Raw genomic sequence first — 16,538 nt, 5'->3', positions numbered from 1 at the left:
GGTGGGCGGGGGGGGGGGGGGGGGGCGCCCCCGGGGGGGGGGGGGGGGGGGGGTTGGGGGGGCGGGGGGGGGGGGGGGGGGGGGGGGGGGGCCCCCCCCCCCCCCACCACCCTCCCTCTTCTCCTCTTCAGGGCTTCCATCCGTTACGGCGCCCCGCAGACACGTGCCTCGCCGCCTTTCGGGACCCGGCACGATGCGCCTCGTCTTGTGTCCGCAACGCTGCGGCTCGTGTCTTTGGCGCCCTGGCGCGTGCCAAGAGGGCGCCGTGACGGTGGTCGGCCCGTCCGGCGTGAGAAGCGATCCCCCCCGATCCGCGCCCGCGCACGTCGGCGGGTGGCGGGTGGGGCGGCTTGCCGTAACGGATGGAAAGCCCTTAAGCGCCGGAGAGGCGCTTCAGAGCGGCGCGGGGGACGGCCGGATCCGTGGTGCGCCAGAACGGGGGCAGCGAGCCGAGGAGGAAGCCGCTGTAGCGGGCGGTGGCGAGGCGTGGGTCGAGGACCGCCACCACGCCCTTGTCGTCCATGGAGCGCAGCAGCCGCCCCGTGCCCTGCGCGAGCAGCAGGGCCGCGTGCGTGGCCGCCACCGTCATGAAGCCGTTGCCGCCGCGCGCCTGCACGTGACGCTGGCGGGCCGAGGTCAGCGGGTCGTCCGGCCGCGGGAACGGCACGCGGTCGATGATGACCAGCCGCAGTGACGGGCCGGGCACGTCGACGCCCTGCCACAGTGACAGGGTCCCGAACAGGCAGGTCGGCTCGGATTCCGCGAACTGCTTCACCAGCAGCATCGTCGAGTCGTCGCCCTGGCACAGCAGCGGCACGTCCAGCCGCTCCCTCAGCGCCTCGGTGGCGGCCTTGGCGGCGCGCATCGAGGAGAACAGGCCCAGCGTGCGCCCGCCGGCCGCCTCGATCAGCTCGGTGATCTCGTCGAGGTACTGCTGCGGCAGGCCGTCGCGGCCGGGCTGCGGCAGGTGCTTGGCGACGTAGAGGATCCCGGCGCGGGGGTGGTCGAAGGGAGAGCCGACGTCCAGGCCGTTCCAGCCCTTGTCGTCGGTCAGGCCCCACTGCCGTGCCATGCCGTCGAACGTGCCGCCGAGCGCGAGCGTGGCGGAGGTGAGCACGACCGTGCGCTCGCCGAAGAGCTTGTCCCGCAGCATGCCGCCGACGTTGAGCGGCGCGACGCGCAGGACGGGCGGGCGGCGGTCGTTGCCGTCCTCCAGCCAGACGACCTCGGCGCGGTCCTCCTCGCCGGCGTGGCCGTAGGCCTCCAGCATGCGTACGGCGGTGTCGTGGACCTCGTCGAGCGCGTTGAACGCGGCCTTGCGCTGCCCGGCGCGCTCCGGGTCGTCCTTGTCGGCGCCGCGCGGGCCCATCGCGGTCACGCATCGCGCGGCCGAGTCGCGGACGAGCGCGAGCGTCAGGCCGAGCACCTCGGGCAGTTCGTCGATACGGCCGGCGGGCGCCGCGGCCAGCAGCGCCTTGAGATCCTCGCCCGCCTCCATGAGCTGGTCGGAGACCGGCTGGTCGATCAGGCGGGCCACGCGGCGCACCGCCAGCGAGACCGACGCCTCCGACAGCTCGGCGGTGACCACGGAGGTGACCCGGTCGACCAGTTCGTGGGCCTCGTCCACGACGACGACCTCGTGCTCGGGCAGCACCGGGATCTCGCCCATGGCGTCGATGGCCAGCAGCGCGTGGTTGGTGACCACGACGTCGACCTCGCCGGCGCGGGCCCTGGCCATCTCGGCGAAGCACTCGGCGCCGCTCGGGCAGCGCTGGGCGCCCAGGCACTCCTGGGCGCTCACCGAGAACTGCCGCCAGGCCTGCTCGCTGACGCCGGGCACGAGCTCGTCGCGGTCGCCGGTCTCGGTCTCCTCCGCCCATTCCTGGATGCGCTGGACCATCCGGCCGGTGGCGCTGACCTCGCGCGGGTCGAAGAGCTGGTCCTGCTCGTCCTCTTCCGGCCAGCCGGCGGTGGCCTTGTAGCGGCACAGGTAGTTGCGCCGGCCCTTGAGTATCGCGAACGACGGCTCGTGGGGCAGTTCCTTGGCCAGTGTCTCGGCCAGCCGGGGCAGGTCGCGGTCGACGAGCTGGCGCTGCAGCGCGATGGTGGCGGTGGAGACGACGACGGGGGAGTCGGTGCCCATGGCGTGGCGGATCGAGGGCACGAGGTAGGCCAGCGACTTGCCGGTGCCGGTGCCCGCCTGGACGGCCACGTGCTCCTCGGTGTCGATGGCCCGCTGGACCGCCCGCACCATCTCGATCTGACCGGCCCGCTCGCTCCCTCCGAGAGCGGTGACGGCGGCGCTGAGAAGCTCTTCGACTGGGGGCAGATGGGAGTCCGGCACCCCACAAAGCTACCGGCATTTCCGAGGTAGTCGGGGAGTGATCGAATGGACGCATCCCGGCGTTACCGAACCGGTCGGGCATCTCGCATGGCACACTTGCGGTCGGAATCCCAACCGGTCAAGAAAGATCTTCCTATCGTGATCAGAGGGGGTTGCGGTGGGTTTGGGTCGGCCGGTTCAGTAGGGTTTTCCGGGGTTGAGTGGACGAATAAAGGCTGGTTAAAGCAGTATGTCTGCCATGTCGGAAGTTGTCCCGTTGCCGTCGTTCGGCGAGGTGTTCTTCGATGCGCGAGGTCAGGAGCGGTGTCTCCGGGTCACCTGGCACGAGGGAACGCTCGTTCTCAGCCTATGGCGTGGGGAGATGTGCACGGCCTCCTTCCGCATGCCCATGGACGACGTCGGGCGCCTGCTCGACACCCTCGACGAGGGCTTCGCGGAGGCGACGGGCGAGCAGCCCGCCGTGCCCGCGCACGACCCCGAGGTGATCCCCGGCACCGGGCAGTACCACCGCCCGCCGGAGAGCGGGCTCCCGCAGCCACCGCACTACTCCCAGGCCCAGGCCGACGAGCGCCCGACCGCGGCGCTGTCGCCCAACGACGTCCTGGTGGCCAGGGGAGCTCCCGCGCCGCCGGACAAGCTGGTGGCCTCCTACGACACCACCCCGCCGCGCGAGATGCCCATCCCGGGGTACGGCGAGCAGCGCCCCGCCTACGGCGACCAGCCCACCTACGGCGACCAGCCGTCGTATGCCGATCAGCGCCCCTACGGCGACCAGCAGCAGTACGGCGACCAGCAGCCCTACGGTGAGCAGCCCTATGGTGAGCAGCAGCCCGCCTACAACGACACGCCGCTGTACAACGACACGCCCGCCTACGGCGACCAGCAGCACTACGGCGACCGGTCCGGCTATCACCCCGACCAGACCCAGCCGGTCAAGCAGCCCTTCACCGGCCCGCAGTACGCCGAGCCCGCCGCCCAGGCCGACCCGTTCTACCAGCTGCCCGCCACCGAGTCCCGCCACCGGCAGGCCCCGCTGTCCACCGACCCGCTGGGCTTCCCCTCGCAGCCGGCCGAGCCGTACCACCAGCGGCAGGGCGGCCACTACCAGACGAGCCAGCAGTACACCCCGCAGCCGGACCCGTACACGACCGGCCAGCACGCGGCGCCCGCCGCCTACCAGCAGCAGCCGCAGCAGCAGCGTGAACGCAGCCAGGGCACGGCCGGGCTCGGCACGCCCATGCACGGCATCCCCGGCGCCGGCCGGCGCCCCCAGCAGGACTACCACTCGGGCGACCACCAGCCCTACCAGGCCCCGGCCGCCAACCCCGTGGATCCGCTGCTGGCCCTGAGCAACCCGGTGCCGCCGCACCACCCCGACCCCGAGATCACCCGGCCCTACGTCGGCGACCCGATGTTCTCCACGGGCGAGCGGCTGCGCCCCGAGCAGCAGTACGACGACCGGGGCGACCGGCGCGAGTGGTGAGCCGCGGCGCGTCGCCGGGGAGATCCACGACAGCCTCCTGATCGGGCATCATGCCATGTGACACAGCGTGTCACCCGCCCGTTCCGAGGAGGCTGCCGTGAACCCGGAGATGGCCCTGCGCCTGCTGCTCGTCGCCGCGGGCGCGCTCCTGGTGGCCGCCGTCGCCAGGCGCAGAGGCTGGCCGGCGCCGCTGCTGCTGGTGCTGGCCGGGCTGATCGCCTCGCCGCTGGTGCCGCCGGTCCCGCTCGACTCCGAGGTCGTACTGCTGGTCTTCCTGCCGCCGCTGCTCTACTCGGCCGCCCTCGACAGCTCCTACCTGCGCCTGCGCGAGGTGACCAGGCCGGTCGCGCTGCTGTCGGTCGGGCTGGTGCTGTTCACCATGGTCGTGGTCGGGTACGTCGTCCACCTGCTGGTCCCGGCGCTGCCGATGGCCGCGGCCTTCGCCCTGGGCGCCATCATCGCCCCGCCGGACGCGGTCGCCGCCGTCGCCGTGGCACGCCGGCTGGGGCTGCCGCGCCGTACGCTGACGATCCTCATCGGCGAGAGCCTGTTCAACGACGCCACCGCCCTGACCGCCTACCGGGTGGCGATCGGCGCGGCCACCGGCACCGTCTTCCAGCTGACCGGCGCCGTCGGGCAGTTCCTGTACGCGTCGGTGGTGGGCGTGGTCATCGGCGTGGCGCTGGCGCTGGTGTTCGGATGGCTGCTGCCCCGGCTGAAGGACGCGCTGGTCGAGAACACGATCATGTTGATGATCCCGTTCGGCGCCTACCTGGCGGCCGAGCTGGTGCACGCCTCCGGGGTGATCTCGGTGGTGATCGTCGGCCTCTATCTGGGGGCGCGGATGCACCGGCAGGGGTTCGGCACCCGGCTGGTCGCCTCCGGCGTGTGGAAGATGGTGGACTTCTTCCTGGAGACCATCGTCTTCGCGCTGATCGGGCTGCAGCTCACGTACGTGATCCCGAAGGAGTACACCGGCTGGCAACTGGCCGGGTACGCGCTGGCGGTGTTCGCGGCGGCCGTGGTGGCCCGCTTCGTGTGGGTCGTCCCCACCTCCTACCTGCAGAAGTCCCGGCCGCCCTGGCCGAACGTGGTGATCGTGGGCTGGGCGGGCATGCGGGGTGTGGTCTCGCTGGCCGCCGCCTTCGCCATCCCGGAGGGGTTCGAGGGCGCGGACCTGATGATCTTCCTGACGTTCACCACGGTCATCGGGACGCTGCTGGTGCAGGGCCTGACCTTCCCCACGCTGATCCGCCGCCTCAGGGTGACCAGCGAGAACGAGGTCTACGAGGACAACCTCGGCGAGGCCGCCGCCAAGCAGGCCGCCATCCAGGCCGGTCTGGACGCCCTGAACAGGCAGCTCCCGCCGGACGACGAGATGGACGAGATCACCCAGGACGTGGTCGGCCAGCTACGCCAGAAGACGGAGCGGCGGGCGATGTCGGCGTGGGAACGGCTCGGCGGCGGCACCGCCCAGGGCGGCTCGGAGACGCCGAGCGCCCTGTACCGGCGGCTGCGCGGCGACATGCTGGTGGCGGAGCGCGAGGTTTTCGTCAGGCTGCGCAACGAGCGGCGCATCGACGACGAGGTGATGCGCCGGATGATGGCGGAACTGGACTTCGAGGAGGCGATCCTGGAGCGCTAGGCGCAGGGGTCCCTGAAGGGGAGGTCGTCGCCGGCGTACGCGCGCCAGTCCGCGCGCGACAGGGGCCGCTCCATCCGCGCGCACACCTGGGGCAGTGCCCGCTCCGCGCTGACCGGCAGGTCGCGCAGCGTCCCGTCGTAGCCGAGCACCCGCAGGTCGCCGCCGGGCAGGAAGGCCAGGCGCGGCGCCGCCTCCAGGTCGTCCATCTCGGGCCGGGTGGCGGCCACGGTGCGGGCGGCGCCGAGCTGGTGGCCGGTGTCCAGGTCGAAGACGGTCACCTGCTCGTCGTGCGCGAGCACCAGCGTCCTGCCGTCGGGGGAGAAGGCGGCCCCGCGCACCGTTCCCGCCACCTGGAAGACCTGTCCCGCCGGCTTCCACGTGGCCGCGTCCCACAGGGCCACCCCGCTCCCGCCGTACGGCGAGGCCCCGCGTTTCCCGGAACGGTCGAGCGCCATCCACAGCCGGGCGACGGTGCCGGGCCCCGACGTCCTGGGCAGGACCGTCATCGCGGCCAGGTCGATCACGTCGACCCGCACCGAGTCCCCGGCCAGCAGGTGGCGCCCGTCGGCGCTGAACGACAGATCCTGGGAGGAGACCGGCCCGAAGACCTTGGCGATCCGGCGGCCGGGCACGTCCACGAGCGCCACGTGCCCGGTCCCCGGGTAGTCGCTGGACCAGACGAACCCGATCGCCACCCACCGCCCGTCGGGGCTGAACACCATCCGTCCCATGTTGTCGGCCACGCCCTCCTGCGGCCGCTTGATGACCCCGGTGCGGCGGCCGGTCGCGGTGTCCCACACCTGGATCGGCGTGGTCTGGTCGTTGGGGACGACGGTGAGCAGGGTACGGCCGTCGGGGCTGACGGCGAGGTCGGGTTCGAGCCCGGACTCGAGCCTGCCGAAGGCCTTGACCGCAGGGCGGGCCGGCGTGAACGACGGCAGCGCCCACGAACGCGCCTCGGAGCCGACCAGCCCGTAGGCGGTGCTCCCGTCGGCGGTCATGCGCAGCCGCGTGGTCCCGGCGGGCAACGCGTGCCCGCCGCCGGTGTACTGGGCCAGGTCGTAGACGGTGGCCTGGCCGCCGTCGTCGAGCAGGGTGAGCCGCCGGTTGTCGGCGCTGAGCGCGGGCCGCTGGGTGAGCGGCGCGGTCGTGGTGAACCGCATCAGCCTGGCCCGGTCGCGTACCCGCCAGAGTGTGACGACCGAGGGCGCGGTCACCACGACGCCGTAGTCGCTGAGGTGGCTGAGCGTCACCATGTACGCCCCGTCGGCGGAGAAGTCGGCGGTCTGCGCCTCGCCGGGGAAGTCCCGCACGCGCTTGCCGTCGGCCAGCCTGACCAGCGCCAGGTTGTCCTCCTCTGAGACGGCGGCGCGGGCGCCGTCCGGAGTGATGCCGGCCACCGTGCCGGGGAGCCGGCGGGGCAGGTTCCTGGACGGGCCCGAGGGCAGCCCGAGCACCGCGCTGCCCCTTTCCTCCTCGCCGGTGTCCATGACGGTGAACCGGTCGCCGGGCCCCACCTCCTGGTCGCCGGTGCCGTGCCGGGTGAACGTGCCGGCCGCCCTGCTCCACAGCCCGATGAACGGCCCGCCCTGGTTGGCGGTGACCTCCAGGTAGCCGCCCGCCGGGCTGAAGCGCAGCGATCCGGGCATGTTGGCGCCGGTGCCGAGCACGTCCTTCGACCGGTCCTCCGCCACGAGCTTGCCGGTGCGCAGGCTCCACAGCCGGATCTTGCCGGAGGCGCCGAGCGCGAGCGTGTCCCCGTCCGGCGACAGCGCCGCGCGGAACGGCCCGGACCCGACGCCGCCGAACTCCCGCCGCACCGCCCCGCTGCGCACGTCGTAGACGCGCACCCGGTCGTCCCCGGCGCTCACCAGCAGCGAGCCGTCGCGGCTGAGCGCCCGCCCGGTGTTGGTGAGCAAAGGATCCTTGAAGGTGTGCGTCTCGGGCTGGGCGAGCGAGCTCAGCACCGCCGCCTTCGCCTCGGGCACGGGCGCGATCCGGTACGCGGCCGCGCTCAAGGCCATCGCCTTGGCCGGATCGGTCGTGCGCAGCCCGTCGGCCTGGAGCGCCACCAGCCTGGCCCGCTCCTCGGCCCGCTGGTCGGCGAGCTGCTTCCCGCTGGCCTGGCTGAGCCGCGTCTGCTGCCAGGCCAGGACTCCGGCCACGAGCGCGGTGATCGTCAGGACGGCCACGCCTCCGGTGACCAGGCGCCGCCGTCTGGCCCTGCGCCGGTCGTGGCTCCGGCTGGCCTCGACGAAGGCCCGCTCGGTGGCGTTCAGCGTGAGGTGGCCGGGCACGGGGCGCTCGACGGCCTCGCGCAGGGCCGTACCCCGCAGCAGGTCTTCGTCGCGGCGGCCGTGCGCGGACCAGCGGCGGGCGGCCTCGCCGAGCCTGCGGTGGCGGGCCAGGGCCGCGCGGTCGCCGGCCACCCACTCGTGCAGGCGTGGCCAGGCGCGCAGCAGCGCCGGACGGCCGAGGGAGACGGTGTCGGAGCCGCGCTCGATCAGCCGGGCGCGTTCGAGCTCGGCCAGCACGGGTTCGGCGGCGGGACGGCCGTCGAGCAGTTCGCCGAGCGTGGCGGAGCGTGGGCTCTCCTCGCCCTCGCGCACGTCGACCAGGCGCAGCAGCACCTGCCGGGCCAGCTCGCGCTCGGCGGGCGGCAGCGCGGCGTAGACCCGCTCGGCGACCAGGCCGAGCGCGGGCTCGCCGGCCAGGTCCTCCGGCGGGCGTACCTTGGCGGCCTCCCGCGCGCCGGAGGCCATGAGCGGCTCCCCGGCCATGGAGGCGCCGAGCAGCGCGGTGAGCAGGTCGTGCGCACCCGGCCGCAGCTCCGGGTCCTTGGCCAGCGCGGCGGCCACGTGCGGGCGCAGCGGCGCGGGCACGGGCGCCAGGTCGGGTTCGTCGTTGAGCAGCCGGTTGATGACGGCGACCGTCGTCGGCGCGGTGAAGGCGTCGCGGCCGGTGGCGGCGAAGTAGACCAGCGCGCCCCAGGCGAAGACGTCGGCGGCGGGCTCGGCCCGGCCGCCGGAGAAGACCTCGGGCGCCATGTACATGGGCGTGCCGGTCAGCTCGCCGGTCGAGGTCATCGACAGGCCGGCCGCACGGGCGATGCCGAAGTCGATGACGCGCGGGCCGTCCGGTCCGAGCAGCACGTTCTCCGGTTTGAGGTCGCGGTGGACGACCCCGGCGTGGTGAATGGCGGCCAGGGCCGTGGCCACGCCGAGCGCCAGCCGGTGCAGCGCGTCGCCGGTGAACGGCGCGGCCCCGCGCAGGCTGGGACCGGCCACGAACTCGGTGACGAGGTAGGGCCGTTCCCCGGTCAGGTCGTGGTCGATGATGCGGGCGGTGCAGAAGGAGGCGACGCGCTGGGCGGCGCGCACCTCGCGCAGGAACCTCCTGCGCAGCGCGGAGTCCCCCGACAGATAGGCGTGCAGGACCTTGACCGCCACCCTGTTGGCCGCCCCGTCATAGGCCTCGTAGACGACGCCCTGGCCGCCGGCTCCCAGCCGGCCGGCCAGCCAGTAGTCCCCCAGCCGCAGCGGTTCCCCGTTCACGAGCGGTTAGATGCGCGCTCAGCCCATCTGGTTGTCGACGTAGCACCACCGCCAGCTCTCGCCGGGCTCGAAGGACTGGATGACCGGGTGGCCGTCGCCCCCCGCGTGCTTGCTGGCGTGCCGGGACGGTGAGGAGTCGCAGCAGCCGATGTGCCCGCACGACAGGCAGCGCCTCAGGTGCACCCAGCGACCGCCGGTCGCCAGGCACTCCTCGCAGCCCTCGGGCGTACGCGCGGGCGGGTCGCCGGCGTTGGAAAGATGTTCGCAGATTGCCATAAGCGAAATCGTAGGACTAGAAGCACATTCCAATTTGGCCGCACCTATTGATCGAGCGCTTGGTCCAGTGGACTCTTTGCTAATCGGGGGCGGCGAAGGGAGCCCTCGTGCTTGAGGTCCGCAACCTCGAGGTGGTCTACGACGACGTGATGCTCGTGCTGCGCGGCGTCAGCCTGAGCGTCCCGCCCGGCTCGATCGTGGCGCTCCTGGGCGCCAACGGCGCGGGCAAGACGACCCTGCTGCGCGCGCTGTCCGGCCTGCTCGACGTGCACGACGGAGAGATCACCAAAGGGACGGTCACCCTTGAAGGCCAGCCGATCCACCACCTCAAACCCGCCCAGATCGTACGGCGCGGCGTCAGCCAGGTCATGGAGGGCCGCCGCATCCTGGCCGAGCTGACCGTGGAGGAGAACCTCAAGGTCGGCGGCCACACCGCGGCGCGATCCCACCTCGACCGGGTCTACGGCCTGTTCCCCGTGCTGGCCGAACGCCGCAAGAGCGTCTCCGGCTACCTGTCCGGCGGCGAGCAGCAGATGCTGGCCGTCGGCCGCGCGCTCATGGCGGGACCCGCGTACCTGCTCCTGGACGAGCCCAGCCTCGGCCTGGCCCCGTCGCTCGTGGCCCAGATCCGCGACCTCATCGTCGAGATCAACAAGCAGGGCACCACCGTCCTGCTGGTCGAGCAGAACGCCACCATGGCGCTGTCGATCGCCGCCCACGGCTACGTGATGGAGACCGGAAAGATCGTGATGGACAAGCCGGCCGCCGAACTGCTGGCCGACGAGGACATCAGGGAGTTCTACCTCGGGCTCGGCGCCGAGGGCGCGGCCAGGTCCTTCCGCGAGGTCAAGCACTACAAACGGAGGAAGAGATGGCTGTCCTGACCGTCGAGGACGTCGGCCTGTCCTTCGCCGGCGTCCGCGCCATCGACGGCGTCTCCTTCGAGGTCGGCCCCACCGAGCTGTTCGCGGTGATCGGCCCCAACGGCGCCGGCAAGACCTCGATCTTCAATGTCCTGTCCGGCGTCTACCGGCCCCAGCGCGGCAAGGTCGTCTTCCTGGAGACCGAACTGCTCGGCCGGCGCCCCGACGAGATCGCCGCGATGGGCCTGGCCCGCACCTTCCAGAACGTCGAGCTCTTCCACAACCTCACCGTCCTGGACAACCTCATGCTCGGCCGCCACTGCCACTTCCGGTACGGCACGCTGTCGGCCATCGCCTGGTTCGGCCGGGCCAGAAGGCAGGAGCTGGAGGCCAGGGCCAGGATCGAGGACATCATCGACTTCCTGGAGCTGGCCGCCTGGCGGCGGCATCCGGTGCGGCTGCTGCCGTACGGGATCCAGAAGCGGGTCGAGCTCGGCCGCGCGCTGGCGATGGAGCCCAGGCTGCTGCTGCTCGACGAGCCCGTCGCCGGCATGAACCTGGAGGAGACCGAGGACATGGCCAGGTTCGTCCTGGACATCCGCGACGAGCTCGGCATCCCGATCGTGCTGGTCGACCACGACATGGGCCTGGTCATGGACCTGGCCGACCGGGTGCTCGTGCTCGACTTCGGCCGCCAGGTGGCCCTCGGCACGCCCGCCGAGGTGCAGCGCGACCCCAAGGTCATCGAGGCGTATCTGGGAGGGACCGCGTGAGGCCGACCATCGTCACCCGGGTCCGGGACCGCGCCGGGCGCACACCCGGCGACGTCGCCCTGAGACACAAGGAGTTCGGCGTCTGGCAGGAGATCACCTGGTCCGGCTACTGGAGCCAGGTCGAACTCGTCGCGCACGCCCTGCTGGCCCTCGGGGTCGAGCCGGGCGACCGGGTCGCCGTCCACTCCGAGAACCGCCCGGAATGGCTCTACGCCGACCTGGCCACGGTCGCCGTGCGCGGCATCACCGTCGGCCTCTACCCGACCAACCCGCCCGCCGAGGTCGCCTATCTGCTGGCCGACTCCGGCGCCCGCATCCTGCTGGCCGAGGACCAGGAGCAGCTCGACAAGGCCCTGGACATCGAGGACCTGGAGCACATCGTCTACCTGGAGCCCCGCGGCATCCGCGGCAGGTACGACGACCCGCGCCTGCTCCACTGGCCCGACCTGCTGGCCATCGGCGCCGCGCACCGGGCCGAGCACCCGGACGCGGTGGCCCGCCGGATGGACGAGGCGACGGCCGGCGACGTGGCCACCCTCATCTACACCTCCGGTACCACCGGCCCGCCCAAAGGCGTCATGCTCACCGTCGGCAACGTCGAGTTCGCGATCAAGACGCTCGTCGACGACGGCGGCTTCACCTCGCCGCCGCCGTCGGAGCGCGACCTCATCCTGTCCTACCTGCCGCTCTGCCACGTCGCCGAGCGCGCGTTCACCGTCTGGTTCAACGCCGGCGCCGGCGTCCAGGTGAACTTCGCCGAGTCGATCGAGACCGTCCAGGCCAACCTGCGCGAGGTGCAGCCGACGATCCTGTTCGGCGTCCCGCGCATCTGGGAGAAGGTGCTGGCCCAGGTCAACATCAAGCTCGACGCCGCCTCGCCGCTCAAACGGGCCGTGACCAGGCTCTGGCTGCGGGCCGCCGACCGGGTCGGCGACACGCTGGTGCGCACCGGCGGCACCCACACCCCCGCCACCCGCCTGCTCTACGCGCTGGGCTGGGTGTTCTGCTACCGCTCGCTGCGCGAGCGGCTCGGCATGCGCCGCGTCCGCTACGCCGCCTCCGGCGCCGCCCCGATCGCCCCCGACGTGCTCAAGTTCTACATGGGCATCGGCGTGGCCATGCACGAGGTGTACGGCATGAGCGAGAACACCGCCATCGCCACCGCCAACCGTCCCGGCCGGGTCAGGCTCGGCACCGTCGGCGAGCCGCAGGCCGGCATCGAGCTGAAGATCGACGAGGCCACCGGCGAGATCATGACCAGGCACCCGGGGACCTTCGCCGGCTACTGGCGCAACCCGCGCGCCACCGCCGACGTGCTCGACGCCGACGGCTGGCTGCACACCGGTGACGTGGGGGAGTGGGACGGCGGCACCCACGTGCGCATCACCGACCGGATGAAGGACATCATCATCACCGGCGGCGGCAAGAACGTCGCGCCCTCCGAGATCGAGAACGCGCTGAAGGCCTCGCCGTACGTCAAGGAGGCGGTCGTCATCGGCGACCAGCGGCCCTACCTCGTGGCGCTCATCGGCATCGAACTCGACACCGTGGGGGAGTGGGCGCGCCGGCGCGGCATCGCCTACACCACCTACCGCGACCTGTCCGAGCGGCCGCAGACGCGGGCGCTGGTCCAGGACGTCGTCCTGCGGGTCAACGAGCGCTTCGCCCGGGTCGAGCAGGTCAAGAAGTTCGCCTTCCTGCCCAAGGAGCTCGACCACGAGGACGGCGAGCTGACCGCCACGCAGAAGGTCAAGCGCAGCGCCATCGCCAAGCTGTTCGAGGAGCTGGTCGAAGGGATGTACCGCGCGTGATAGGAGTGCTCGAATCGGTCATCAGGGGCCTGGGCAACGGCTCGGTCTACGCGTTGCTGGCCCTGGGATTCGTGATCATCTACAAGGCGACCAGGGTCATCAGCTTCGCCCAGCCCGCGCTCATGCTGGCCGGGGCCGTGGCGGTCAGCTACCTGACCGAGGTGACCGGCTTCTACCTCGCGGTCCTGCTGGCCGCGCTGCTCATCGCCGGGGTCGCGCTCGGCATCGAGCGGGTGGCGATCCGGCCCATGGTCGGCCGCCCGGTGTTCGTCGTCGCGATCATCACGCTGGGCGTGGACGTGGTCGTCCGCGTGGTCGTCAACGGCTTCATCGGCCGTGACGTACGGCAGATGGGCGACCCGTGGGGCCTGAACCAGGTCGCGCTCGGCCCGCTGGTCGTGCAGCAGCGGTGGCTGGCCATGCTCGCCGTGACGGCCGTGCTGGTCACGCTGCTGTTCCTGTTCTTCCGCCACACCAGGTACGGCCTGGCCATGCGGGCCGCCGCCTTCGACCAGGAGACCGCGCTCGCGCAGGGTGTCTCGGTCGGGGCGGTGTTCGCGCTGTCGTGGGCCCTGGCCGGGTTCCTGGCGGCGATCGCCGGCATGTTCGTCGGCACCGGCCAGGGCGTCGAGCAGCTGACCTGGATCGTCGCGCTCAAGGCGCTGCCGGCCATCATCGTCGGCGGCCTCGACTCGCTCGGCGGCGCGGTCGCGGGCGGGCTGACGATCGGGGTGGTCGAGTCGCTGTTCCAGAGCTACCAGGGCGAGTTCGCGCCGTGGCTGGGACAGAACTTCGCGGTGGTCACGCCGTACGTGGTGATGCTGGTCGTGCTGCTGGTGCGGCCGTACGGGCTGTTCGGCACCCGGGAGGTCGAGCGCGTATGACCGGCACCAGGTCCACCGCCAAGGCGGCGGTGCCCGACGCCCCGGCCGGGCGATCGCGCCGTCCCCGCGGGCGCCCGCTGCTCTACACCTCCTACGCCCAGGACATGGCGCTGCTCGACACCCGGGCCAAGAAGATCTGGACCGGCCTCCTGGTGCTGCTCGCGCTGTCGCTGTCCGTGGTGCTGGCCGACCGGTCGCTGGAGGTTCTGGCGGGGGCGTACGTGCTGGCCATCGGGGCGATCGGGCTCAACATCGTCACCGGGTACGCCGGGCAGGTGTCGCTGGGGCACGCGTTCTTCGTGGCCATCGGCGCGTACACGGCGGCGGCGGTCTCCGGGCCGCGCGGGGGCGAGCACCTGGGGTTCGGGCTGGCCGAGATCTGGATCTGGCTGCCGGCCGCCGGGCTGGTCGCCGCGCTGTTCGGGGTGCTGGTGGCCCCGCTGGCCACCCGGCTGCGCGGGCTCTACCTGGCCGTCGTCACGCTCGGGCTGGTCTTTCTCGGCGAGCACGTCTTCAAGGAGTGGGACCACCTGACCGGCGGCCCCGGCGTCGGGCGGGAGGCGGCGGTGCCCCAGCTCTTCGGCCTGCCCCTCGCCCAGGACGGCGCCGCCACCAAGGAGCAGCAGCTCTACGTGCTCATGCTCGTGCTGCTGATCGTCTTCGCGGTGGCCGCCCGCAACCTCGCCCGCTCGCGGATCGGGCGCGCCTTCTCGGCCATCCGCGACCGCGACATCGCCGCCGCGGTCATCGGCGTGCCGCTGACCCGCTACAAGGTGCTGGCCTTCGGGATCTCCTCCTTCTACGCCGGCTGCGCCGGGGCGCTGTTCTACAGCATCTCCGGATACGTGGAGCCCGGCTCGTTCAGCCTGCTGCTGTCGGTGCAGTTCATCGCGATGGTGCTCATCGGCGGGGTGGCGACGGTGTCCGGGGCCATCGCGGGGGCGCTGTTCATCTCGCTGCTGCAGCCGATCACCCGGTCGCTGCCGGAGCTGCTGCCGATCGTCAGCGCCGACACCACCGTCACGCCCAACGTCTTCCAGGTCGAGACCGTGCTCTACGGCCTGCTGATCATCTTGTTCCTCGTCTTCGAGCCGCGCGGCCTGTTCGGCATCTGGATCCGCGTGCGTGCCTACTGGAAGTCCTGGCCGTTCTCCTACTAGCGAGAGGAAAACTGATGAAGGTGCGCTATGGCGTGACGTTCGTCGCGGTAGTGGCCCTTCTGTCCGCGTGCGGCGTCATCCGGGGGGACGACGAGGGCAGCAAGGGCGCCGTGACGACCGGCGTCACCCGGGAACCGTGTCCGCTGGCCGTCGACAAGAACAAGGGCTGCATCTACCTGGGCACGATCTCCGACCTGACCCAGGGGCCGTTCGCGGCGCTGGCCGTACCGATCACCGACGCGCAGAAGGCGTTCTGGAAGCGCGTCAACACCGCCGGCGGCATCGGCGGCAAGTACGAGGTGGACGTGCAGGCCTACGTGCGTGACAACAAGTACAACCCCGAGGTGCACCGGCAGGTCTACAACGAGATCAAGGACAAGGTCCTGGGCCTGGCACAGACGCTCGGCTCACCCACCACCGCGGCGATCATCGGTGACCTGAAGGCCAACAACGTCGTCTCCGCCCCCGCCTCCTGGACCTCGGCGTGGGAGTTCGAGGACGTGATCGTCGAGAGCGGCGCCAACTACTGCGTCGAGGCCATGAACTCCGTCGACTACGCGATGGAGACCTACAAGCCCAAGACCGTGATGGCCGTCCATCTGGCCGGAGACTACGGCGCCGACGCCGCCGCGGGCGCGAAGGTCGCGGCGGAGAAGAACGGGCTGAAGTTCACCGCCGTCGAGACGCCGCCCGGCGCCACCGAGCAGGGCCGGGCCATCACCGAGATCACCAAGAACAAGCCCGACCTGGTCATCCTCACCACCGGCCCCGCCGACGCCGCCGCCATCGTCGGCCAGTCTGCCGCCGCCGGGTTCAAGGGCCGCTTCATCGGCACCGGCCCGACCTGGAACCCCGCGCTGCTCAAGTCGCCCGCCGCGCCCGCGCTCAAGGCCCTGTACGAGCAGTCGTCGCCCGGCAAGCCCTTCAACGCTGACACGCCCGGCCACAAGGCCATGCGCGAGGCGCTCACCGGCGTCACCCCCAACGACGGCTACACCTCCGGCTGGGTCTGGTCCTACCCGCTGAAGGCGGCGCTGGAGAAGATGGTGGCTTCGGGCGACATCAGCCGCAAGGGCCTGCTGGCCGCGGTCAAGACGCTCGCGACCGTGGACTACGAGGGCATGCTGCCCCCGGAGGCGGGCAACTTCTCCGGCGACCCGAACACCGCCACCTTCCGCCAGACGCTCGTCAACAAGCTCGATGAGACCGCTCCCACCGGTGTCACCACGGTCAAGGACTTCTTCATCGGCCCGACCGCCCAGGCCCACGCCATGGACGGTCCCTGCTACGCCAAGCTGTAGCCGCCGCCGGGGGCGCGAGCCGTTGGGTAGGGTCGCAGGTATGCGACTCCGGTTTGTGCCCCTAGCCCTTTTCGCCTCTGCCGTCTTCCTCGCCGGGTGCGGCGAGGTCAACAGCACCATCGACAAGGCCCAGGCGTGCCTGGAGGCGCCGAAGATCGTCGCCGACCTGGTGGCCGAGGTCGGCAAGTTCACCAACGATCCGAAGGCGATGGACAAGGCCATCGACGACGCCGCGACCAAGCTGAACGGCGTGGCCGACAAGGCCTCCAACACCACACTCAAGGAAGCCACCGACAGCCTGGCCACGTCGCTGGGCAACATCAACGTCAAGACCGCCAACGACGCCGTCGACTCCGCGCAGAAGGTGACCGCCGACACCGCGACCTACCTGGAGAAGATCGCCAAGGCCTGTTCCTAGCCGCTGCGCCCGCGCGGGCCCTCCGG

12 protein-coding genes are annotated in these 16,538 nt (G+C 71.8%); 9 read left to right on the top strand and 3 right to left on the bottom strand.

Translation table 11 applies throughout. The features are described from left to right. Nucleotides 1-373 precede the first annotated feature (373 nt). A complete protein-coding gene (locus ACIBKY_RS16265) occupies nt 374-2,344 on the bottom strand; it encodes an ATP-dependent DNA helicase (protein WP_397097449.1) in 1,971 nt (656 codons plus the stop codon). A 238-nt stretch (nt 2,345-2,582) separates the two neighbouring features. On the opposite strand from ACIBKY_RS16265, the gene ACIBKY_RS16260 reads away from it, so the two are divergent. Together ACIBKY_RS16260 and ACIBKY_RS16255 are read left to right on the top strand one after the other, a co-directional pair. After that, nucleotides 2,583-3,827, top strand: coding sequence for a hypothetical protein (locus ACIBKY_RS16260; RefSeq protein ID WP_397097448.1), 1,245 nt, complete (start codon nt 2,583-2,585; stop codon nt 3,825-3,827). Nucleotides 3,828-3,924: 97 nt separating this feature from the next. Then, a complete protein-coding gene (locus tag ACIBKY_RS16255; protein ID WP_379634972.1) occupies nt 3,925-5,472 on the top strand; it encodes a Na+/H+ antiporter in 1,548 nt (515 codons plus the stop codon). On the opposite strand, the gene ACIBKY_RS16250 is transcribed toward ACIBKY_RS16255, so the two are convergent. Then, complete coding sequence (locus ACIBKY_RS16250) at nt 5,469-9,026, bottom strand: WD40 repeat domain-containing serine/threonine protein kinase (protein WP_397097447.1); 3,558 nt, start codon at nt 9,024-9,026, stop codon at nt 5,469-5,471. The two genes, ACIBKY_RS16255 and ACIBKY_RS16250, sit on opposite strands and share 4 nt — an antisense overlap. An 18-nt stretch (nt 9,027-9,044) precedes the next feature. After that, nucleotides 9,045-9,302 carry a UBP-type zinc finger domain-containing protein gene (locus ACIBKY_RS16245; RefSeq protein ID WP_379618771.1) on the bottom strand — a complete coding sequence of 86 codons (258 nt, stop codon included), beginning with the start codon at nt 9,300-9,302 and terminating at the stop codon, nt 9,045-9,047. Nucleotides 9,303-9,409: 107 nt separating this feature from the next. Between ACIBKY_RS16245 and ACIBKY_RS16240 the strand changes: the two genes are divergently transcribed. Genes ACIBKY_RS16240 through ACIBKY_RS16210 form a run of 7 tightly spaced genes read left to right on the top strand, consistent with a single transcriptional unit; the run spans nt 9,410 to nt 16,512 of the window. Then, the gene (locus tag ACIBKY_RS16240; RefSeq protein WP_397097446.1) at nt 9,410-10,186 is read left to right on the top strand and encodes an ABC transporter ATP-binding protein; all 777 of its coding nucleotides are present in this window, start codon (nt 9,410-9,412) and stop codon (nt 10,184-10,186) included. Continuing rightward, nucleotides 10,174-10,938: an ABC transporter ATP-binding protein gene (locus ACIBKY_RS16235; RefSeq protein WP_397097445.1), complete on the top strand. Its 765-nt coding sequence runs from the start codon at nt 10,174-10,176 to the stop codon at nt 10,936-10,938. The genes ACIBKY_RS16240 and ACIBKY_RS16235 overlap by 13 nt, the downstream gene beginning before the upstream one ends. Beyond that, entirely contained in the window at nt 10,935-12,749 is a 1,815-nt protein-coding gene (locus tag ACIBKY_RS16230) for an AMP-dependent synthetase/ligase (RefSeq protein ID WP_397097444.1), read from the top strand. The genes ACIBKY_RS16235 and ACIBKY_RS16230 overlap by 4 nt, the downstream gene beginning before the upstream one ends. Next, nucleotides 12,746-13,633 (top strand): branched-chain amino acid ABC transporter permease, encoded by an 888-nt coding sequence (locus ACIBKY_RS16225; protein ID WP_379618779.1) that lies wholly within the window; start codon nt 12,746-12,748, stop codon nt 13,631-13,633. Before ACIBKY_RS16230 ends, ACIBKY_RS16225 begins: the two co-directional genes overlap by 4 nt. Next, entirely contained in the window at nt 13,630-14,793 is a 1,164-nt protein-coding gene (locus ACIBKY_RS16220; protein WP_397097443.1) for a branched-chain amino acid ABC transporter permease, read from the top strand. Before ACIBKY_RS16225 ends, ACIBKY_RS16220 begins: the two co-directional genes overlap by 4 nt. 14 nt (nt 14,794-14,807) lie before the next feature. Next, nucleotides 14,808-16,094, top strand: a complete 1,287-nt coding sequence (locus ACIBKY_RS16215; protein WP_397097442.1) for an ABC transporter substrate-binding protein — start codon at nt 14,808-14,810, stop codon at nt 16,092-16,094. Between the two features lie 40 nt (nt 16,095-16,134). Further along, a complete protein-coding gene (locus tag ACIBKY_RS16210) occupies nt 16,135-16,512 on the top strand; it encodes a hypothetical protein (protein WP_397097441.1) in 378 nt (125 codons plus the stop codon). The last annotated feature ends 26 nt before the right edge of the window (nt 16,513-16,538 follow it).

The organism is Nonomuraea sp. NPDC050394, from assembly GCF_044459065.1.
Lineage (GTDB): Bacteria > Actinomycetota > Actinomycetes > Streptosporangiales > Streptosporangiaceae > Nonomuraea.
This window is presented reverse-complemented; position numbering and strand designations above follow the sequence as displayed.

Excerpts from the sequence above, each read along its gene's own strand:
- ACIBKY_RS16210 (WP_397097441.1), top strand. The coding sequence starts at position 16,135 with ATGCGACTCCGGTTTGTGCCCCTAGCCCTTTTCGCCTCTGCCGTCTTC.
- ACIBKY_RS16235 (WP_397097445.1), top strand. The coding sequence starts at position 10,174 with ATGGCTGTCCTGACCGTCGAGGACGTCGGCCTGTCCTTCGCCGGCGTC.
- ACIBKY_RS16245 (WP_379618771.1), bottom strand. The coding sequence starts at position 9,302 with ATGGCAATCTGCGAACATCTTTCCAACGCCGGCGACCCGCCCGCGCGT.
- ACIBKY_RS16220 (WP_397097443.1), top strand. The coding sequence starts at position 13,630 with ATGACCGGCACCAGGTCCACCGCCAAGGCGGCGGTGCCCGACGCCCCG.
- ACIBKY_RS16215 (WP_397097442.1), top strand. The coding sequence starts at position 14,808 with ATGAAGGTGCGCTATGGCGTGACGTTCGTCGCGGTAGTGGCCCTTCTG.
- ACIBKY_RS16260 (WP_397097448.1), top strand. The coding sequence starts at position 2,583 with ATGTCGGAAGTTGTCCCGTTGCCGTCGTTCGGCGAGGTGTTCTTCGAT.